Raw genomic sequence first — 22,527 nt, forward strand, 5'->3', positions numbered from 1 at the left:
TTAAATAGAAACGAGGGGGATAAATATGACAGTTAAGTTAAATAAGACTAAAATATTTTATCTAGGATTATTTTTTCTGTTAGAAGCTTTATTCATAAGTGTGTTATGGAATAGTGAAGCAAAGTTAACTTTATTACTAGGGGTATTAGGAATTCCATGCATACTAGGAATAGTAAATTTTATGTTCAAATCTTTGGAAAGAGCATTAATGGCTATAGGGTTTTTAGTGCCAATGTTACCGATTAGTGGATATGTGATGCTAAGACTTAACCTATTAGAGATTCAATGGGTTGTCTATGTTGGATTTTACGTTATAGCAGCTATCGCACTGTTGAAAAATGGGATCATAAATAGTGTAAAATGGGAAAATGTAATTATTAAGAATAAGGTAATTAGAGTTATTTTAATGTTATTATTAGTAATAAGCTGTATTTTTGCTTTTGATAAAGGTATTAGCTTTATGATTATATCATTATCATTTATTCCATTTGGATTATTTATTTTAACATTAAAGGCAGTTGAAGTTGAAGATAAAAAAGGGTTACTAAATAATGTGCTTTTAGCAGTATGTATAGGGTGTATTGTTTCATCAATACCAGACATTTTATATTTCTTCATGACATGGGCAGGTGGAAATAAGAATATTAGAATTTTTGGACCTATAGGGTCTAATTTCATACTGATTTATGACTTATTAATATTAGCAATATTATTGGCTAAATGGGGAAATCAAAAAACTTTAAAAACTATATGGACACCATTAGTAATATCAATGTGTTTTATTATATCAATGCAACTATCCAGAGGGGCCTGGGTAAGCTTTTTTCTAATAATGTTTACATTTATAGTATTTAATTTAAAAAATTGGAAAAGATATGTGGTTCTTACTCTAATATTTGGATCAATGTTAACTTATAATGTAATGGATAGGGCAGATGTTAAAGAAGATACAAATGTAAAAGAAATTCAAGATATTATTATTAGTGGTAAGCCGCCAGAAGTAAATTTAGGGGAGAGTGGACCAGGTCATATTATTATGAAAATGATTGAAAGTCAAAGTAAGACTAGACAAGTTTTATGGAAGGCTGGTATAGGAGTATCAATGGATTATCCTTATTCAGGAGTTGGAATTGGGAATTTTAAATATTTCTTTCAGGAATATTCAGGCAGTGAAAGAGCATATTCAGATGCCCATAATATTATATTAAATATGTCATCAGAATTAGGAATACCATTTATGGTAGTATCAATGATACTATTGATTACTATTGGAATTGGAGCTTTGGTGAATTACTTTAAATTTAAAAATAGATCTATAAAACTAAATAATGTAGCAATTATGGCTATGGTGGCTGTCTTCTTTGTTTATGGAAATTTGACTGGGATATCATTCCAAACTACTAATGAAATCTATAGTTTTACTCCAACATTTATAATCTTATTTGTATTATTTTATAGAGATTATGTTGAAGTTTTATAAATAATATACGAGGTGTTGATATTATGAAAATATGTTTTTTGGGCGATGCGGCGAGTATTCATATAAGAAGATGGTGTGAATATTTTAGAGATAAAGGTCATGAGGTTTCAATAATATCATTTAGAGTTGCAAGTATAGATGGTGTAAGTGTACATTGTGTAAATGATAAATTGTCTGTAAACAGTGAAGGTGGAAATATTTCTTACTTGAAAAAAATATTTAAAATTAGGAGCATAGTAAAATCAATTAAACCTGATATAGTAAATGCTCATTATCTTACTAGCTATGGATTAATTGGAACTCTTGTAGGAAAAAAGCCATTAGTTGTTTCTACATGGGGAAGTGATATACTAGTAACACCTAAAAGAAATATAGTATATAAGGAACTAACTAAATTTGTAATTAGAAAATGTAATTTAGTGACATCTGATTCGAAATTTATGAGTAAAGAAATAGTTAATCTAGGTGGCAATCCCAATAACATTATTACTGTACCAATGGGAATAAATAAGAATGATTTTAACGCTGGAAACAGAGTTAAAGATTCTAAGGTATTTTTAAGTATGAGAACTTTATGTGATAATTCTAATATTGGAATTATACTAAGGGCATTTGAAAAAATGTTAAAAATACATAGTGATGTAAAGTTAATTTTAACTAATTCTGGTGATAAAGAAGATTATGTAAAACAGTTAATAAAAGAGTTGAGTATAGAGAATTCAGTTGAGTTTATGGGGTTTGTAAGTCGAGAGCAGGTTTCTTTCTTATTAAAGTCATCTCAAGTATATTTATCTATACCAACTTCAGATTCTACATCAGTCAATTTATTAGAGGCTATGGCCAGTGGTATATTTCCAATAGTATCTGATTTGCCAGCCAATAGAGAGTGGATAAATAATGATGAAAATGGATATGTATTAGAAGAATTAACTGAAGAGTGCTTACTAAAATATATGATTAAATCTTTAGAGGAAAAAGAGTTAGTAGAAAAATCTATAGAAATTAACAAGCAGATAATTAGTGAGAGAGCAATTTGGGATGATAATATGGCAATTGTAGAAGAAAAATACCTAGAATTAATAGGGTAATAGATGAAAATTGAATAAAATATTTTACATTTAATACTAAACATTCAAAGTGCATTTGAATGTTTAATATTGAATAAATAGGAGTGTAGCAATATGGCTAAAAATATTCTTTTTATAGCTTACTACTTTCCACCACTTGGTGGGAGCGGGGTTCAAAGAAGTTTGAAATTTATAAAATATCTTCCTGAATTTAATGTTAATCCTATTGTTGTAACGGTAAAGGAAGGACATAATTTCGCATATGATCCTGAAATGATTAAAGAGGTTCCGGAGTCAGTTAAAATTTACCGTTCTAATTCAGGAGAAAAGCTTTGGCTTCGCAAGCAAATTGAAGGAGCAAATAAAGTTGCTTTGAAAATTAAGGGAATAGTTAAATCAAGTAATACAAATGTGGGCAATGATAAGTCTATAAATAATATGGACAAAACTAAAAATGAAGCTAAGGTAAATATACAGTCTAGGTATACTATAAAAGATAAGATATTTAAGTATTTAGAATATAATCATTATGTTCCAGATACTAAAATTCGTTGGTATAAACATGCTGTAAAGGATATAAAGGAGAGAGTATTAAAAAATGAAGAAATAGATTTGATATTCTCTACATCTGCACCATACACGGATCATTTAATTGCATTAGAAATTAAGAAAGTAACAAATAAACCTTGGGTTGCTGATTTTAGAGATCCTTGGGTTGAGAATAAATTTATCTATGCAAGATATGATGAAAAGAGAAAAGCTAAAGAAAGAGCCTTAGAAAAAGAAGTAATAACCTATGCAGATAAAGTAATAAATGTTACGGAAACAATTACTGATGATTATATTAAAAGATATCCAGAATTTAAGGAAAAATTTATAACAATAACTAATGGATTTGATATTAATGATAAGGTAGATGAAATTAGTGATACCACAAAGTTTATTGTTAATTATTCAGGAATAGTTTCTGATGGGCAGAATCCGGAGATGGTATTAAATGCTTTAAAAAGCATAATAGAAGAAAATAATGAGTTTAAGAAGGATTTATTAATAAACTTTACAGGGTTTGTTCATGACAAATATCTGCATTTATTTGATGATGCTATTATAAAGGATAATGTTAAGATAAATAGCTATGTTCCACATAGTGAAATATTAAAAGAAATGAAAAAATCAGCAATAAACCTTATAACACTGCCAGATACTGTGGAGAGTAAAGGGATTTATACAGGGAAGATATTTGATTATATATTAAGCGAAAGACCAATACTTGGAGTAATGCCATTAGGGGGAGTTGCTTCAAATCTGATTAATTCTAAGGGTATCGGCATCGCAATCACGTATGATGATTTCGAGGGTGCAAAAAAGTATATTAAAGAAATTTATTCATTATGGAAAAATGGGTCAGATTTAAGTACATCATCTGCGGATATATGTAAAGAGTTCGATAGGAAAAATTTAACGGAGCAGTTGGTAGAGGTATTTGAAAACTTAAATTAAAATAGGATGTGAAGTAATGACTAAGACCGTATCAATAGTTATACCATGTAGAAATGAGGAAAATTTCATAGGGAAATGTATAGATTCATTTATGGTACAAAGCTATCCAAAAGAGTTGTTAACCGTAGTAGTTGCAGATGGAATGTCAACAGATAATACTAGGGATATAATAGAAAAACACAAAGAAAAGTATGGTAATATTATCTTAGTTGATAATATTGAGTTTACAGCTCCAAAAGGGATGAATAAAGGGATAAAAGCAACTAATAGTGATATAGTTATAATTTTTGGGGCCCATTCATTTGCAGATAAGGACTTTGTATTAGAAAATGTAAAAGCTTTAGAAAATGAAGAAATTGCATGTTGTGGTGGACCAATCGAAACTATTAATGATAGCGATAAGGGTGCTGCAATAGGGCTTGCAATGAGTTGTCCTTTTGGGGTTGGAAATGCATTATTCAGATTTGCAGATAAAGAAACATTTGTGGATACAGTAGCATTTGGGGCATATAGGCGTGAGGTTCTAGATGAAATAGGGCTCTTTGACGAAGAACTTACAAGAAATCAAGATGATGAACTTAATATGAGGGTTACAAAGGCTAATAAGAAGATACTGCTAACACCTAAGGTTAAATCAACCTATTATAGTAGAGCATCCTTTAAAAAGCTTTGGAAGCAATATTTCCAATATGGATTCTGGAAGGTAAGGGTTATACAGAAGCATAAGAAGCCAGCAGCTATAAGACATTTAATACCATTATTATTTGTTTTATACCTAATAGGTGGAAGTGTATTAAGTTTATTCTTTAAGCCTATAAGAATACTATTCTTTGGTATTTTGGCTCTGTATCTGTTACTTGATATATGTTTTGCAGTTAAAATATCCAGAAATCAAAAGTTGAAGTGTATACCATATATTATAATTACATTTCCATTATTACATATTTCTTACGGACTTGGATTTATATTAGGAATATGGAATTTCTATATTGTAAAGAGTAAAAATATAGTTAAGAATAATACAGATATGTCTAGATAGAATTTTACTTAAGTTAAAGCTAAGGGTCTTATCTCAAAACGAAAGTTTTGGGATAGGGTCCTTTTTTAGTTTAACAGCGAGAATATTAACAGTTTATAGAATAATCTTTAGAATTTCTTAAGATTTATACCATGCTTTTCTTTAATATTTGAACATATAATTAAATTATAGGAAAGCACGGAGGGTATAACATGGATGCAACAGCAATTATTAATTATTTATCAGATTATGGAATGATATGTATATTTGTTATTATTTTTTTGGAGTATTTGAATTTACCGGGATTTCCAGCAGGGATAATAATGCCACTAGCAGGAGTATGGACTGCAAGTACTGGTTCTAATTTTTTCATTGCACTTGGAGTATCGGTTATAGCTGGGGTAATTGGAAGCTGGATGTTGTACTTTATTGGTCTATATGGTGGAGATTTTGTTATGGACAAATATACAAAGAGATTTCCAAGGCATAAAATCGTTATTGATAAAAGTATGAATAGATTAAAGAAGTACGGAAATATAGGAGTATTTATTTGTAAACTTATGCCTGCTGTGAGAACTATAATATCTGTTCCAGCAGGAGTTCTAAAGCTAAATTTTATTAAGTACACAGTATACTCGGCATTAGGAATTTTGATTTGGAATGGAGTATTTATAAGCTTTGGATATTTCTTTGGAGATGTGGTAATGCAGGCTTTAAAATAAGCAGTTAATAAAATAGTAAAGATATAAAAAAATCATAGTTAGAATAGTGAGTTTACAGAATTAATAATATAGAAAAATAAATTTGACCATTAGATAGGGGGGATTCAATTGAAAATAGCCATGTTTACTAATAACTACAAACCATTTATAGGAGGAGTTCCTATTTCAATAGAACGGCTAGCGAAAGGCTTGAGAGAGATTGGTCACACGGTATATATTTTTGCGCCAAGTTATGATAATCAAATAGATGAGGACTTTTTAATAAGATATAAATCTCGAAAGAAAAGAATGGGAGTAAATAAATTTGTGGTGCCAAATATTCTTGATTACCATATTGAAAAAGAATTCAAACACTTAGATTTTGATATTATTCATGTTCATCATCCTATGCTAATAGGTAATGTTGCATTACATTTAGGAAAGAAATATAATCTTCCAGTTGTATTTACGTATCATACAAGATATGAGCAGTATCTCCATAATATAAAGGTTTATAATTTTCTAGAGGAGAAATATAAAAATGAGAAAATTAATTTCTTAAGTGAAATGGAAGGAACACTCTTAAATTATACTAAGGAGAGAATTATACCAGCTTATATTAAAATGTTCTTGAATAAGTGTGATACTGTATTTGCACCAACAAATCTAATAAAAGATTATTTGAAGGATGTAGGAGTGGATTCAAAGTTAGCAGTTATGCCTACTGGTTTAGATAAAAGCTACTTTAGTGAAAATAAAGCGGAAACAATTAAAATAAGAAATACCTATAAAGGTGATAAAAATTACTTGTTTAGTACTGTATCAAGGTTAACTAAGGAGAAAAATATTGAGTTTATTATAGATGGTGTAAAATTACTAAAGGACAGAGTTGGAGATTGTTTTAATCTCATGATAATAGGGGATGGTCCCTTAAAAAATTCATTGCAGGAGAGGGCAAGGCAGTTAGAAGTCGATGATAATATTATATTTTTAAACAGTGTAAGTAATGAATGCATAGGAGATTATTACAGGGCTTCAGATATATTTCTATTTGCATCTAAGTCTGAAACACAAGGCATTGTTCTACTTGAAGCTATGGCAGCAAATAATCCGGTAATAGCAATTAAAGCTACAGGAGTTGCAGATGTTGTTGAAAATGGAGTAAATGGGTATATGACATCGGAAGACACTAATCAGTGGGTTGAAAAAATAATTTTATTAATGATGAATGAAGGCAGTATGGAGACTATGAAGTTAGGTGCATATAATACAGCTCTTAAGTATGTAAACAGTAGTATTGCAAAAATTGCAGAGAAGAATTATGAGAATGCAATTGCAACGCATAATAAACCTGACTATTATATGGAGGAAGGTTATGGATACAATGTCAATGCTAGATAAAATTATACAGAAGCTATATATAGTTTATATTGAATTAGTTTATAAAACTAGCAATATTGAATTTAACAGAGATGAAGTGAATGAAAAAATACTTAGAAATTGTATATTAGGATTTTGGCATGGTGATAGCTATGTGATGAACTTATTTATGAAGAAAATACTAGAAGATAATATTAGAATCAAGGTTGTAGTAACTGAGGATAAAAGAGGTGATTATATAGAGGGGATAATAAATAATTATGGTGGTGAAGCTCTTCGAATGCCAGATGGGGTGAGGATGAAAGGGTTCTTAAAGGAATTAAAGGCGGAGAGTAGGATAGAAGAATCCACTTTAGGAATAGCTATGGATGGACCATTAGGGCCACTACATGACCCTAAAAAGATAGGATTTATGTTGTCAAAGGAAGGTGGAAAAGCTTTTGTAGGAATAAAGGTAAAGTTATCGAGCAGAATCAGTCTAGTTAAACGATGGGATAAGTATCAAATACCACTTCCATTTACTAAAATAAGTTTTACAGCTTGTAATTTTAATATTATAAGTAATGAGTTCTTAAGTGATTTCAAAGACAATAAGAAGTTTATTAGTGAGCGGCTAGTTGAAAATGTTTAAGGGGAATACTTTTGTGTTTAGGGATTCAACAACTAATTAGAGTTATAGATAGGATAAGTTTCTCTAAAAAAGATATAATGTGATAATATATTTATGAAGATTATTATCATAATAGAAAAGAGGTATAGGTATGAGCTTATATAATATATTAGTTGTTGAGGATGAAAAGGAGATAGCTATTGCTATAGAGATATACTTAACAAATCAAGGATATCAGGTTTTCAAAGCATATAATGGAGTTGAGGCCCTTGAAATTTTAGAAGAAAAAGAAGTACATTTAGCGATTGTGGATATGATGATGCCAAAGATGGATGGAACACAACTAATAATGAAGGTGAGACAAGTTTATAATTTTCCAATCATTGTACTATCGGCAAAGTCTGAAGAGGTAGATAAAATAATGGGGCTTAACATTGGTGCAGATGATTATGTAACAAAACCATTTAAACCATTGGAGCTTCTAGCAAGAGTAAACTCACAACTTAGGAGATATACAAAATATCTGAATATGATAGAAAATCATAGGGAGAATAAAAATGTTTTTTTAGTAGGGGGGCTTGAGCTTAACGTAGATACACGAGAAGTGATTTTAGATGGGGATTTAGTAAAGATGACTCCCAGTGAGTTTAAAATACTTCATCTTTTAATGAAAAATACAGGTAGAGTTTTTTCAGCTGATGAGATATATGAAAGAGTGTGGAATGAGCAGGCGATAAATACTGACACTATAATGGTTCATGTTAGAAACATAAGGGAAAAGATTGAGGTTAACCCAAAGAATCCAAAATATTTGAAGGTGGTGTGGGGTGTTGGATACAAAATTGAAAAGCAATAAAGATAAAATTTTTATAAGCATAATATCCATATTAATTGTGATGGTAGCTTCATTGGGAATGATAGTTTCATATCCAAGTATAAAGAAGATTGCAGAAGAGAATAAGTATAATCCATATGAACAAAGCAATTTTCTTAGCAAATTAAATGATTCTAATAATGGATTGTATTATATGATGAAATCTGAAATAGATGAGAAGGTGAAAGTCACCGATATTTTCATAAATAAGGATTATACTGATGAAAATAATAGTTATTACAATAATGCTGAGAGTTATGAAAGAGAATTAAAGAATTCTATATATAGCCATATGAGGGAATTAAATAATGGACTACGTAATTTAGAGTATTACGCTATAGATAAGGATAGTGAAGTTGTTCTTTCAAGAAGTGACTATGATATAGGCAGCTTAATAGGTAAAGATGGTGATAGTGATAAAATCAATGAATTAAGTGAAATATATGGTTTTTATATAGTTATTGATTATGATGAAAAGGGTAAGGCTAGTGTTAAAAATATTAAAGGTGCAGATAGTCTGGATGTGTTAAGAGAATTTATAGACAATGAGTTTTTTGGTAGAAAGAGCATAGAGAATATGAGTATTAATACAATAAAAAATGCTACATTCGTATATGGAATACCTAAAGATTTTGGTTTGAATACTTGGGGTGGATATCAGAGTGGGAATAGTTTAGGATATTATATTAGGAATGCAGAGAAAGCTCCATATGCAGATGCTGGAAGTATATTTATAACTATTGCAACAGGATTTATTTTACTATGTGCCTTTTTAATTCCATATAAAAAAGAGAGAGAGTTAATTTATTTTGATAAAATATCGAGGATTCCATTAGAGTTACATTTAATTGTAGGTTGGTTTACAGCTTTATTTATAATTTGGGGACCAGAAAATATGATATTTGGAACTGTTAATGGGAATTTGACGTGGTTCTTTGGATTTAATATAAGTCAGCTTACACTATCCAATAATGTAACATACTTATTGAATTTAATTCACTGGTTTATATGCTTTGGATTAATATTTATATATGGAATTCTTATAAAGTATATATTTGCAAAAGGGTTTTTAAGGTATATAAGGGAAAATACTATTATTAGTATGATATGTAGATTTATAAGAAATAATTATAAAAATATATCTAGAAATTTAACGGCAATAGATTTAAAAGAGAAAAATACAAAGAAGATTGTAAAAATATTAGGAATTAATCTTATTATATTAATAATAATGTGTAGTATGTGGTTTTTTGGAATAATACTGGCAATTGTATATAGCTTTATATTATTTAAAAAGGCAAATAAACATTATTATGATATAAGCAGTAAGTATAAAAAGCTTTGTGATATTACAAATGAAATTTCAGGTGGAAATTTAGATATGAATATAGACGAAGATTTAGGTGTTTTTGATTCATTAAAAGAAGATTTAGGAAATATACAAACTGGTTTTAAGAAGGCTGTAGAGGAAGAGGTTAAGAGTGAAAGGATGAAAACAGACCTTATATCAAATGTGTCCCATGATTTAAAAACCCCCCTAACTTCTATAATAACCTATGTAGATTTGCTTAAAAATAATGATTTAACGGAAGCTGATAAAAAATTATATTTAGATACTTTAGAGAAAAAAGCTCAAAGGCTGCAAGATTTAATAGAGGATTTATTTGAGGTTAGCAAGGCTACAAGTGGGAATATAATCTTAAATATAGTTGATGTAGAAGTGGTATCTCTTATGAAACAAACTCTTTTAGAGCTGAGTGATAAAATTGAAAATGAAGAGTTAATAGTAAGAAGTAATTTTCCAAATGATAAGGTAATGCTTTCACTTGATAGTCAGAGAATGTTTAGAGTTTTTGAGAATCTTATAATAAATATAACCAAATACGCTATGAAAGGATCAAGGGTTTATATAGATATAATAGATTTAAATGGTAAGGTAGAAATAATATTAAAGAATATGTCAGCTACAGAAATAGATTTTAATGTGAATGAAATTACTGATAGATTTGTGCAAGGTGATAAATCACGTAATACAAAGGGAGCAGGACTAGGACTTGCAATTGCTAAAAGTTTTGTAGAACTTCAGGGAGGAACTTTTGGAATAGATGTGGATGGAGATCTATTTAAGGTTAAAATTCAATTTAATAAAAATCAATAAAAAAGTTCTGATTTGAGTAAGTGATGATGTTAAACTTAGTTACTTAAACTTGGTTAATAAAAATGCTAATTAAATCATGAGTAAGTATTAGCTAAATTGACAGTAAGGGTAATTCATGATATGGTTTAAATATATTTAATACTAAAGGGGAGCTTACACAAGTAGGCTGAGAGGAAGCTAAATGTAGCTTCGACCCATAAGGCTCTTCAAAAATAAATAAGTCAGTCTATCCGACTATTTTGTGTTATACTGCGTCAACAGAACCTGTAGATAAGCTACTATCTAGGGACCCTGTTTTCTTGACTAACCCAAAATATTCTTAGTATCTTTGACTTATTATTTATTTTAAGATGCCTAACCTGATTTGGATAATGCCAACGTAGGAAATTCATTAAGAGGTTAATGGGATACACTAATTTGGTGTATCCCATATTTATTTACAGTAATATTTAAAGAATATATAAGAAGTTTAATTCATTTAATAGAGTATTAACGGAGGAGTGTTTTATATGAATAATACAAAGAAAATGACTGTAGCAGGTGTGTTAATAGCACTAGGGGTTTGTCTATCAACATTTTATATACCACTTGGAGTGGCTAAAGCATTCCCTATACAACATACTATTAATGTTATAGCAGGGGTGTTTTTAGGACCTCTTTATGCAGTGTTGATGGCATTTTGTACATCGTTAATTAGAGTTTTGATAGGAACAGGAAGTTTACTTGCATTTCCAGGAAGTATGGTTGGAGCTTTAGTTTGCGGACTGCTGTATAAAAAGACAAAGAAAATTTCGTTGGCATTTATAGGCGAGGTTATAGGAACGGGAATATTAGGAGCAATAGTGGCATACCCAGTAGCAACATTACTTTTGTCAAGAGAAGCGGCTATGTTTGCATTTGTAATTCCATTTATGGTAAGTTCATTTATTGGAGCTATCATATCACTTATTTTTATTTATGCACTTAAAAAAGCGAAGGTTTTAGACAAGCTATTTTAATGTATAGAAAAATTAAAATAAATTATGGAGATTACCATGTTTTTATGTTCTTATGTTCTTATGTTCTTAGGTTGTTTAACACTTAGGGGTGACTGGGTTTGATGCTCCTAGGGAAAACGTTAATTTAGGTGGAGTTTTCAACTAAAAATCCTATTGAAATTATTTTGTTGTGTTTTAAATCAGATGTGGAGAAAAATTTCAATAATGAAATAAAATATAACTATATTTTAAATAAGTATAAAAAATTTCATAATTACATGTATATTATAAAATTGAAATTGGAGGTGATGAAATTTTAGCTACAGTGTGATGTGTAAATATCGCAGTTAACTAAAAGAGGGTATGTTTAATAAAATATTTAAAAATGTTAGGGAGAAAAGGGTAAGAGTACATAGTATTACAAATTATGTTACCGCAAATGATTGTGCTAACGTAATATTAGCATATGGAGCTTTACCGATTATGGCAGATGATTTTAATGAGGTAGCTGAAATTACTTCAGCTTGTGATAGTTTAGTTATAAATATGGGAACTTTAAATGAAAGAGCTATAAGGGGAATGATTATAGCTGGTAAGAAGGCAAATGAATTAGGACACCCTGTAATTCTTGATCCAGTTGGAATAGGAGCTTCAAAGTTTAGACGAGAAGCCGGAAGAAAGATTTTAGCAGAGGTAAAGATAGCTGTTATTAAAGGAAATATTTCAGAGATAAAGGTTATTGATGAAATATTTAAAGAGCATGAAGCCTGTGGAGATAAAGATGCATTGACAATACAAGATAAAAGAGGGCCTAAATGTAAAAGTGGAAAAATAGAGACTTGCGAGAATTTTAATAGAATTACAATGGGGATTGATGCATTGCCGGGAGATTTAGTAAATGAAAAAAACATTAATGAAACAGTAAATTTCCTAGGCAATATAAGCAGAAGACTTAAATCAGTGATAGTTGTTACTGGAGAAATTGATGTGATAGTATTTGATAATAAAGGATATTTGATTAGAAATGGTGTAGGAATGATGTCTAAGGTAACGGGTACAGGATGCATGGCTACAAGCATTATTGGTGGGTTTTGTGGTGGAAATAAAGAAAATATTATGGAGGCCACTGCAGCAGCTATAGCAACTATAGGAGTATGTGGAGAATTAGCGTATAAGAAAACAAGAGAAATAGATGGGGGAACAGGTACATTTAAAGTTCAGCTCATAGATTATATAAGTAAAATGGATGAGGCTACTTTAGTGAAATACATAAAGAGTGAAGAGATATAATTGAGGGGATGTGTATTGTTTTGAAAATATGTAAGGGTGATATGAAATTATATGTAGTTACTGATAGAACATGGTTGAAGGAAAACACTTTAGTAGAGGAAATTGAAAAGGTCGTGAAATCAGGGGCAACCTTTGTTCAATTAAGAGAAAAGCAGTTGAGCTATGAAGAGTTTTTAGCAGAAGCTATATTAATAAAAAAAATTACAGATAGGTATAAGGTGCCATTTGTTATAAATGATAATATAAAATTGGCCATGGAAGTTGATGCTGATGGAATACATATAGGTCAAAGTGATATAGATGGGAAAGATGCGCGGGCAATAATCGGTGATGATAAAATTCTTGGAATTACAGCAAAAACAGTAGAACAAGCACTAAAGGCAGAAGCAGATGGAGCAAATTATCTTGGTGTTGGAGCTGCATTTTCTACATCAACAAAACTAGATACAAATGTGATTTCCTTTGATACTATAAGGGACATTTGTAATGCTGTGTCTATACCAGTAGTTACTATTGGTGGTATAAGTGAAAAAAATATATTAGAATTAAAAGGGTTAGGTGTAGATGGCGTGGCTGTAGTTTCAGCTATATTTGCAAAAACTGATGTAGCTAAGGCAACACAAGAAATGTTTAAGCTATCAGAGGAAATCATTGAAGTATAATTTAATAGAAGGGTATGAAATTAAGAGTAAATTAGTATTAAGTTTATAATAAATAATGATAAGAATGGGGGAATTCAAATGAAAAAAGTATTAACTATTGCAGGCTCAGATTGTAGCGGAGGGGCTGGAATACAAGCAGATATAAAAGCGATTACAGCTCATAAAATGTATGCTATGAGTGTAATTACAGCGTTAACAGCACAGAATACTACTGGGGTTTATGGGGTTCAAGATACTACTAGAGAATTTGTAGGAAATCAGATTAAGTGTGTAGCTGAAGATATATTTCCTGATGCAGTAAAGATAGGTATGGTATCATCTAAGGATATAATAGAAGAAATTGTAGATGATTTAAAAATGTATAAAATGAAGAATATAGTAGTAGACCCAGTTATGATATCTACAAGTGGTAGTAGACTTCTTTCAGAAGATGCTATGGAAGCACTTATTACAAAGCTTTTACCTATGGCAGATGTGATTACACCTAATATTCCAGAAGCTGAATGTTTGTGTGGGTTTGAAATCTTAAATAAAGAAGATATGATAAGAGCAGCTAGGAAGATATCAGAAAGTTATAAGGGGAAAATACTTATAAAGGGTGGACATTTAGCAGATACTGCAGATGATTTATTGTTTGAAAATGAAAATATTATTTGGTATGAAATAGAAAGAGTAAATAATCCAAACACCCATGGGACGGGATGTACACTATCTTCAGCAATTGCATGTAACTTGGCAGATGGATATGATGTAAAAGAAAGTATTAAGAGGGCAAAAGAATATATAACAGGAGCATTAAAAGCTGACTTAAACTTAGGATGTGGAAGTGGTCCCCTTAATCATTGTTGGAACTTATAGAAAATTGATGAATAATTTAAAGGGTTAAATTAAAAACTAATGAAGAAATATAGTTAGGAGAGAAAGTAAATGGATGAATTAAAGAGAGTTTTATATGGTGAAATCGAAGATTTTAGGGAAAAGGGACATAAATTTTTAAATGGTGAAATTACTAAGATGGAATTTAAGCATGCTTCAGGAGGCTTTGGAGTTTATGCTCATAATGGTGGAAGAGAATTCATGATTAGACTTAGAATTCCTTCAGGAATTATGAAGTATTCTGAACTTCAAAAAATCTATGAATTTGCTAAGAAGTATGGAATGGATAAAATTCATTTTACTACCCGCCAAGCTATTCAGTTTCATGGGTTATCTATAGATGCTGTATGCGATTTAATGAAAGAAGCTTTAGATAATGATATATACACAAGGGGTGCTGGTGGCAATTTCCCAAGGAATGTAGCATTATCGCCACTTTCAGGGGTAAATACAGATGAGGCATTTGATGCTACACCATATGCTTTAGCAGTAGGAAATCATTTTTTAGAGAAAATTTATTCATATAAATTGCCAAGAAAACTAAAGGTGTCTTTTTCTAGCAGTATTGCTGACGGAGCTCACTGTACAGTACAGGACTTAGGATTTTTGTCGGTAAAGAAAGATGAAAAAGAATATTTTCAAGTTTATCTAGGTGGTGGACTTGGTCAAAATCCTAAGTTAGCTGTAAAGTATCCAGAACTTATAGAGCCTAAAGAAGTTATATACCATATAGAAGCAATGACTAAGTTTTTTATGGCAGAAGGGGACCACGAAAATAAAAATAAAGCTAGAGTAAGATATATACTAGATAGAATGGGAGAAGAAACATTCTTAAATGAATATAAAAAATATGTTGAAAAAGAAAAAGTGGTTGGTGGCAAAGATGTAGAAATTAACGCCACAGAGTGCAGAAAAAATGGTAAGGAAACAAATGTGAAGTCTAATAGGTTATTCCCACAAAAACAACAAGGTTTATATAGTGTATATGTACATCCAATAGGAGGACAATTAGGAATTTTAGATTTACAGAAAATTATTGATGAGATAAATGATGTAGAAGATGTAGATATAAGATTGGCTATGACTGAGGGAGTTTATTTTAGAAATCTAAATGGTGAAGAGGCTGAGAGATTACTAGCTATTACTGAGAATATTACTAGCAAAACTATGGTTAAGCAGAGTGTAGCGTGTATAGGAGCTCCAACTTGTCAGATAGGACAATGTAATAGTCAAGGACTATTAAGAATGGTTGTAGATTACTTTGAAGAAAAATCCTTTAATAGTGATGTACTACCTAGAATTTATATTTCAGGGTGTGGAAATTCTTGTGGAACTCATCAAATTGGGGCTATAGGATTTACAGGTAAGAAAAAGAGAATAGATGGTGATGTTGTAGAGTGTTTTACCCTATATGTAGGTGGATCTTTTGCAATAGATAAAGCTAAAATGGGGCAGTCATATGGAGATATAATTTCTTCAAAAATACCAGAGTTTTTATATGAAATTGCTTTAATTGTTAAAAAATCAGATATGAAGTTTATAGATTACGTAGATAATAATAAAGATGAGTTTAAAAAAATAGTTGAAAAATATTTGGTTTAAGAATTAAATTTTATAAAAAGTCTTGTGCAGATGCACAAGACTTTTTTTGTGCTAGTAAGCCTTAAGTAAAATATTAGTTATGGATAAGTGTATTTGCTAGTGGTGAAATCATAAAGTGTGAAGTTTTATTTAGTAATATTGTTATAAGAATAAACATATATATCTTAACAAGCAGAAATGATAAAAATAATATGAATTGGAATATTTAAAGTAAACTACTTAAATTAATTGATAAGGTGGAAAAAGATTGCATTATAAAGATAATAAAATAACTAGGAAATTTTTATGAATACATATATGTGTTTATATTGATTTATATTTTTTATTTAAGGAGGAATGAGGTTTTGAAAAATAAAAAGATAATGGCTTTATTATTATCGACGGTATTAGCATTTTCATTAATAGGATGTGGAAACAAAGATAAGAAAGATCCGGGGGCTAATGGGGATAAACCAACGGTTGAGACTAAAGGTCCTAGTGGAACATTGGTAACGGGAGTTAAAGAGATGTCAGGAAACTTTAACCCAGCGTACTACTCATCTGCGTATGATGCTAATGTAATAGACATGGTATTTGATAAACTTACGGCAAGAGATGTTAAAGGTGGGATAATACCATCTGCAGCAGAAAGCTGGGAAGTTTCAAAGGATGCTAGAGAGATAACATTTAAAATGAGAAAAGATATGGTGTTTTCTGATGGAGAGAAGGTTACAGCTAATGATGTAGTTTTCACCTATAAAGTTATATCAGATCCATCTTATACAGGTAGATATGGGTCAAATGCTAAAGATTTAGTGGGATATACAGAATACTCAAAGGGTGAAACAACAGAATTTAAAGGTGTTACAGCTATTGATGATTATACGGTAAAATTTAGTTTTGTAGATCCATTAAGAACTAATCTTGAAAATTGTGGATTTCCTATAATGGCAGAACATTATTATGGAAAAGATTTTAAAGTTGGTGATACATCTAAAGTAGAAGCTATTACTACAACTCCGATGGGGTCTGGACCTTATATTTTAGAAAAATTCCAAGAGAAAGAATTTGCATCTCTTAAGAGAAATCTTAAGTATTATGGAGAAGGATATAAAATAGAGAATGTTGTATGTAAGTTTGTTACGGATACAACTGACATAGTGGAATTAACATCTAAAAATGTAGATTTACTTCCAGGTGTTATTGAACCTAATAAAATTAATGCATCTAAATCTAAAGATTTCTTAACGTTTAACACTTATGACAGAAGTGGATATGGTTATACCAAATTTAACTGTGAATCAGGTCCAACAGCTGACAAAAAAGTACGTCAAGCTTTGTATTATAGCTTTAACATTAAAGAGTTTGTAAATAGCTTCTATAAAGATGAAGTGTCAGGAGATGTTCTTGCATCAGTACAATACCATCCATTCTCTCAAATGTCATGGGCTATAGACGACACATTACTTAAAGAGATGACTGAATATGACTTTAACTTAGAAAAAGCTAAATCACTTTTAGATGAAGCTGGTTGGAAAGTTGGACCAAGTGGATTCAGAGAAAAAGATGGAAAAGTTATGGAGCTTAATATAGCTGCAATGCCAGATCACTCTATATTAAATACACTTATTCCAATGTGGCAGAGAGACTGGGGCGAAGGCTTAAAAGTAAAACTTAATATTGCATACCTTGAATTTAATACAATGTTAGATTATGTTATCTATAATTCAGATGAAAATGTAGATAAGTGGAGTATATACTTTATGGCGACATCTATCACTACGCCAGACCCAGATAGTTTATATTCTGATTTTCATTCAGCGTATATAGGTAGTGGTAAGGATAATACAAATAGATATAAAAATCCAGAAATTGATAAATTACTAGACGAAGCTAAGAGTATAGTAAATATTGATGAAGCTAAACCTTATTATAAAAAAATAGCTAAAATCCTTAATGAGGATGCACCAATAATGCCAGTTTATGCAAATAGTTACTTTGATTTATATAATAAAAAGATTAAAGATCTAAAAACAAGCCCATTCCTTGGTTGGGTACAAGGTCTTAAAGACGCTTACATTCAAGAATAATATAGATTTTTAATATAGGTTAGTGGCGCCCTACTTATGGTAGGGCGTTTATTAAAAAATATTTAGGGGTGATGTGATGCTAAAGTATTTTTTTAAAAGGTTACTTAATTTAATACCAGTTATGATTATTATAACAGTTATACTTTTTGTGCTACTACGACTTATGCCTGGAGATCCAGTTAATGCATACTTAGGTCAAGGGTCTAAAACTACACCAGAACAGCAGCAACAGATTAGAGAAAAGTTAGGACTAGATGAAAGTGGATTAGTACAATATACAAATTGGATTAAGAGAACAGTAACAGGTGATTTTGGAACATCGTTAAAGTTTAGAAAGCCTGTAAACCAGGTTATTGGAGATTATATCTGGAATAGTTTTCTAATTAATATTGTATCTATGATAATTGCTTTTGCTATTGCAATCCCAGTAGGTATAAAGTCAGCAGTGAAGAAGTATGGGGTATTTGATAATTCTTGGACAGTATTTTCACTTATTGGAGTAGGGATGCCATCATTTTTCTTTGCATTACTTATGATATTCTTTATAGCAATACCTAGCAATGGATCAATTCCACTTAACGGTATGAGAACTCCGGTAATGGCAGCAATCGGATATAAAAGTACTTGGGCAATGATTTCAGATATAGGCAGACATATGATATTACCAACAATAGTGTTAACATTATTAAGTCTTGCTGGGCTTATAAGATATGTAAGAAATAGTGTTATAGAGGTAATTAATCAAGATTATATAAGAACAGCACGCTCAAAAGGTTTAAAAGAAAAGGTAGTTATATACCGTCATGCTTTCAGAAATGCATTAATACCAATAGTAACACTTTTAGGGATGTATATACCTGGGTTATTTGGAGGAGCTATATTACTTGAAACGGTGTTTGGTTGGCCTGGTATTGGAAATATACTTTATGAATCAGTTATGGGGAGAGACATTTGGGTTGTTATGGCAGCAAATACTTTTTTTGCAGTGCTGATGGTATTGGGGAATTTAGCTTCAGATATGTCTTATGCCTTGGTTGATCCTAGAGTAAAGGTAGGAGGTTAGTTTTATTATGTTGGAAGTTAAAAAATTAAAACAAGGGAAATTAAAACAAGACCTTCAAGTTGTAGGACCATGGAGGGTTGCATGGGAAAGGTTTAGAAAAAATAAAATAGCACTTACTGGGGGCATAATATTTTCAATTATAGTACTATTAGTTATTATGGTGCCAATTATATCACCATATAATTTAAGTGAATTTGAATTATCCAATAAGCTGTTACCGCCGTCATCAAAATATTGGCTTGGAACTGATGAACAAGGTCGTGATGTACTGATGAGAGTATTTGCCGGAGGTCGAATTTCTATATTTATAGGGGTTATGACAGCAACTATAACAGTGATTATAGGAGCTACTATAGGCGGTATTGCGGGATATTATGGTGGTTGGGTAGATAATATACTTATGAGATTTACTGAAATAGTAAGTTCTCTTCCATTTATGCCTATTATGATAACCCTTTCATTTGCATTAATGTGGAGAGTAACCAGCGAACAGAAAATGTACTTGGTTATGGTTATCCTAGCAATACTTTCTTGGCCAGGACTAGCAAGAATGGTCAGAGGGCAGATTTTATCTTTGAGAGAACAAGATTTCATAGTGGCTACAAAAGCACTTGGAATTTCAAATAGATCTAAAATAGTTAAGCACTTATTACCTAATACGCTTGCATATATTATAGTTAATGCTACTCTTGGAATGGCTGGAGCTATTTTAACTGAGGCTGGACTTTCATTCTTAGGACTTGGTGTAATTCCACCAACGCCAACCTGGGGAAATATGATTGAAAGAGCTAGAGATACATTTATATTTATGGACAATCCATGGATATGGATTCCACCTGGCATTTTAATGATATTAACAGTTGTAAGTATAAATCTTCTTGGTGAAGGCTTAAGAGATGCATTTGATCCAAAAGAGATAAGGTAGGTGGAGTATATGAAAAATTTATTGGAAATAAGAGATTTGAAAACATATTTTTATACAGACAGTGGAATTGTAAAAGCTGTTGATGGGGTATCCTTTGATGTAGAACCAGGAAAAACCCTTGGTATAGTTGGAGAATCAGGCTGTGGTAAAAGTATTACGGCTATGTCAATATTAAAGCTTATAGAAAAACCAGGTAAGATAGTTGAAGGTACTATTAAGTTTGATGATAAAGACATTGTACCAATGGGGGATAATGATATAAGAAAAATAAGAGGAAATGATATATCTATGATATTTCAAGAGCCTATGACATCGCTAAATCCTGTATTTAGAATTGAAGATCAAATTATGGAGGCTGTAATGCTCCATAGAGGTATGAACAAAAAAGATGCTAAGAAAATAGCTATAGAGATGCTTAGTTTTGTAGGGATACCAAGGGCAGAGCAGGTAGCAAGAGATTATCCCCATCAACTAAGTGGTGGAATGCGTCAAAGGGTTATGATAGCCATGGCACTTGCCTGTGAGCCTAAATTGCTTATTGCAGATGAACCAACTACTGCTTTAGATGTAACAATTCAAGCACAAATTCTAAAGCTTATGAATGATCTTAAAGAAAAAACTAATACAGCGATAATGTTAATTACCCATGATCTTGGAGTAATAGCTCAAATGGCTGACTATGTTATAGTTATGTACTCTGGAAAGGTAGTTGAATCAGCTCCAATTAAGGAGTTGTTTGATAACCCTATGCATCCTTACACTAAGGGGCTTTTAGCGTCGATACCAAGTTTAGAGGAAGATAAAGAAAGATTATATTCTATAGATGGAGTAGTTCCAAATCCATTTTATTTACCTAAAGGATGTTATTTCCAGCCAAGATGTGAATTTGCAAAGGAAGAATGTAAGACTAAAATGCCAGCTGTAAGTGATTGGTCTAATAAACATCAGGTAAGATGCTTCCTATATAATGAAACTGTGGATGAGCAACACCACAGAGAGGAGGATATTTATAATGGAAAAGGAAAGAAATAAAATCATTGAAGTTAAGGAGTTAAAGAAATATTTTCAGGTAAAAGGCAGGTCTGAAACAGGGGAAAGACTTTGTGTTAAAGCGGTAGATAATGTTTCTTTTGAAATATATGAAGGTGAAACATTGGGATTAGTTGGAGAATCGGGTTGCGGGAAATCTACCCTTGGTAGAACCTTAATCAAGTTATATGAACCAACTGGGGGACAAATAATATATAAAGGGCAAAATATAATCAAATATAATGAAAAGAAAATGAAGCCACTTAGGCGTGAAATGCAGATTATATTTCAGGATCCATATAGTTCTTTAAATCCAAGAATGAATGTACACACAATAGTTAGTGAAGCTCTAGTTGAGCATAAATTATATAAGAAAGGCGCGGAACTTAATAAAAGAGTTCAGGAAATTATTGAACAATGCGGACTTTCTCCATACCATATTTATAGATATCCTCACCAATTTTCAGGTGGGCAAAGGCAACGTATAGGAATTGCAAGGGCATTAGCATTACAGCCAAAGTTTGTAGTGTGTGATGAACCAGTATCAGCATTGGATGTTTCTATTCAGTCACAGATACTAAATTTGATGATGGATTTACAAAAGAAAATGGGACTTGCTTATTTATTCATATCTCATGATTTAAGTGTTGTAAAACACATTAGTGACAGGGTTGGAGTTATGTATTTGGGATCTATAGTAGAGTTGGCGGATAAGGAGGATTTATACAGAAATCCATTACATCCATATACAAGAGCGTTGTTAGCAGCTATTCCGGTAGCAAATCCTGAGTATAAGAGTGATATAAGCATTATTAAAGGCGAAATACCAAGCAATGTTAAACTACCAAAGGGCTGTAAATTTAATACTAGATGCCCTTATGTAAGGGATATATGTAAAGAACAAGTTCCAGAGAATAGGGAAATTGAAAAAGGACATTTCTGTGCTTGTCACCTTGTAGGAGAAATATAGAAGATAAAAAGGAGATGAATATCCGTGAGTAGGATGAGAAATGCGTTTAGAGATGTATTCAAGAAAAGAGAAATAAGTCCTGATATGGTAGGAAACTTGGAGTTAGAAAAAAATGATTTGTTAGCATTAATACTTGCTACAGCGTCGGTGATAATTCCAACAGTATTAATTATTTTTGCAGTAATTGCATTTATAATAATTTTCATGTTTTATAGGTAGAATGAATAATCCCCATCTACACTGTAAAAGCCAAGGCAGTGGTGCCTTGGCTTTACC

Annotated in this window: 20 protein-coding genes; all 20 read left to right on the plus strand. The window is 31.1% G+C overall.

What is annotated here, in order from left to right; translation table 11 throughout:
• Window positions 1-25: 25 nt before the first annotated feature.
• The 20 genes from RSA29_RS11710 (at window position 26) to RSA29_RS11805 (ending at window position 22,470) form a co-directional block, all read left to right on the plus strand.
• Complete coding sequence (locus RSA29_RS11710; RefSeq protein ID WP_346942110.1) at window positions 26-1,480, plus strand: O-antigen ligase family protein; 1,455 nt, start codon at window positions 26-28, stop codon at window positions 1,478-1,480.
• A 23-nt stretch (window positions 1,481-1,503) separates the two neighbouring features.
• On the plus strand, window positions 1,504-2,568 hold the full coding sequence (locus tag RSA29_RS11715; RefSeq protein ID WP_346942109.1) for a glycosyltransferase: 1,065 nt from the start codon (window positions 1,504-1,506) through the stop codon (window positions 2,566-2,568).
• A 93-nt stretch (window positions 2,569-2,661) separates the two neighbouring features.
• Window positions 2,662-4,047, plus strand: a complete 1,386-nt coding sequence (locus tag RSA29_RS11720; RefSeq protein ID WP_346942108.1) for a glycosyltransferase — start codon at window positions 2,662-2,664, stop codon at window positions 4,045-4,047.
• A 16-nt stretch (window positions 4,048-4,063) separates the two neighbouring features.
• On the plus strand, window positions 4,064-5,086 hold the full coding sequence (locus RSA29_RS11725) for a glycosyltransferase family 2 protein (protein ID WP_346932091.1): 1,023 nt from the start codon (window positions 4,064-4,066) through the stop codon (window positions 5,084-5,086).
• Between the two features lie 191 nt (window positions 5,087-5,277).
• A complete protein-coding gene (locus RSA29_RS11730; RefSeq protein ID WP_346932092.1) occupies window positions 5,278-5,787 on the plus strand; it encodes a DedA family protein in 510 nt (169 codons plus the stop codon).
• A gap of 108 nt (window positions 5,788-5,895) precedes the next feature.
• The gene (locus RSA29_RS11735; protein WP_346942107.1) at window positions 5,896-7,167 is read left to right on the plus strand and encodes a glycosyltransferase; all 1,272 of its coding nucleotides are present in this window, start codon (window positions 5,896-5,898) and stop codon (window positions 7,165-7,167) included.
• Window positions 7,142-7,777 (plus strand): hypothetical protein, encoded by a 636-nt coding sequence (locus RSA29_RS11740; protein ID WP_346942106.1) that lies wholly within the window; start codon window positions 7,142-7,144, stop codon window positions 7,775-7,777. The genes RSA29_RS11735 and RSA29_RS11740 overlap by 26 nt, the downstream gene beginning before the upstream one ends.
• 130 nt (window positions 7,778-7,907) lie before the next feature.
• Complete coding sequence (locus RSA29_RS11745; RefSeq protein WP_346942105.1) at window positions 7,908-8,612, plus strand: response regulator transcription factor; 705 nt, start codon at window positions 7,908-7,910, stop codon at window positions 8,610-8,612.
• Window positions 8,584-10,788, plus strand: a complete 2,205-nt coding sequence (locus RSA29_RS11750; protein ID WP_346942104.1) for a HAMP domain-containing sensor histidine kinase — start codon at window positions 8,584-8,586, stop codon at window positions 10,786-10,788. Before RSA29_RS11745 ends, RSA29_RS11750 begins: the two co-directional genes overlap by 29 nt.
• A gap of 509 nt (window positions 10,789-11,297) precedes the next feature.
• The gene (thiW, locus tag RSA29_RS11755; RefSeq protein ID WP_346942103.1) at window positions 11,298-11,786 is read left to right on the plus strand and encodes an energy coupling factor transporter S component ThiW; all 489 of its coding nucleotides are present in this window, start codon (window positions 11,298-11,300) and stop codon (window positions 11,784-11,786) included.
• A gap of 342 nt (window positions 11,787-12,128) precedes the next feature.
• Window positions 12,129-13,055, plus strand: a complete 927-nt coding sequence (locus RSA29_RS11760) for a hydroxyethylthiazole kinase (RefSeq protein WP_346942102.1) — start codon at window positions 12,129-12,131, stop codon at window positions 13,053-13,055.
• A 20-nt stretch (window positions 13,056-13,075) separates the two neighbouring features.
• A complete protein-coding gene (gene thiE, locus RSA29_RS11765) occupies window positions 13,076-13,717 on the plus strand; it encodes a thiamine phosphate synthase (protein ID WP_346944431.1) in 642 nt (213 codons plus the stop codon).
• A 78-nt stretch (window positions 13,718-13,795) separates the two neighbouring features.
• Window positions 13,796-14,575, plus strand: a complete 780-nt coding sequence (gene thiD / locus RSA29_RS11770) for a bifunctional hydroxymethylpyrimidine kinase/phosphomethylpyrimidine kinase (RefSeq protein WP_346932100.1) — start codon at window positions 13,796-13,798, stop codon at window positions 14,573-14,575.
• Between the two features lie 69 nt (window positions 14,576-14,644).
• Window positions 14,645-16,195, plus strand: a complete 1,551-nt coding sequence (locus tag RSA29_RS11775) for a nitrite/sulfite reductase (RefSeq protein WP_346942100.1) — start codon at window positions 14,645-14,647, stop codon at window positions 16,193-16,195.
• A gap of 344 nt (window positions 16,196-16,539) precedes the next feature.
• A complete protein-coding gene (locus tag RSA29_RS11780; RefSeq protein ID WP_346942099.1) occupies window positions 16,540-18,264 on the plus strand; it encodes an ABC transporter substrate-binding protein in 1,725 nt (574 codons plus the stop codon).
• 76 nt (window positions 18,265-18,340) lie between these two features.
• Window positions 18,341-19,327: an ABC transporter permease gene (locus RSA29_RS11785; RefSeq protein ID WP_346932103.1), complete on the plus strand. Its 987-nt coding sequence runs from the start codon at window positions 18,341-18,343 to the stop codon at window positions 19,325-19,327.
• A 7-nt stretch (window positions 19,328-19,334) separates the two neighbouring features.
• Window positions 19,335-20,252, plus strand: a complete 918-nt coding sequence (opp4C, locus tag RSA29_RS11790; protein ID WP_346932104.1) for an oligopeptide ABC transporter permease — start codon at window positions 19,335-19,337, stop codon at window positions 20,250-20,252.
• A gap of 9 nt (window positions 20,253-20,261) precedes the next feature.
• On the plus strand, window positions 20,262-21,284 hold the full coding sequence (locus RSA29_RS11795; RefSeq protein ID WP_346932105.1) for an ABC transporter ATP-binding protein: 1,023 nt from the start codon (window positions 20,262-20,264) through the stop codon (window positions 21,282-21,284).
• Window positions 21,265-22,251, plus strand: a complete 987-nt coding sequence (locus tag RSA29_RS11800; protein WP_346942098.1) for a dipeptide ABC transporter ATP-binding protein — start codon at window positions 21,265-21,267, stop codon at window positions 22,249-22,251. The genes RSA29_RS11795 and RSA29_RS11800 overlap by 20 nt, the downstream gene beginning before the upstream one ends.
• Before the next feature lie 24 nt (window positions 22,252-22,275).
• Complete coding sequence (locus tag RSA29_RS11805) at window positions 22,276-22,470, plus strand: hypothetical protein (protein WP_346942097.1); 195 nt, start codon at window positions 22,276-22,278, stop codon at window positions 22,468-22,470.
• Window positions 22,471-22,527: the final 57 nt, after the last annotated feature.

The organism is Clostridium sp. (assembly GCF_036660475.1).
GTDB lineage: Bacteria > Bacillota > Clostridia > Clostridiales > Clostridiaceae > Clostridium_J.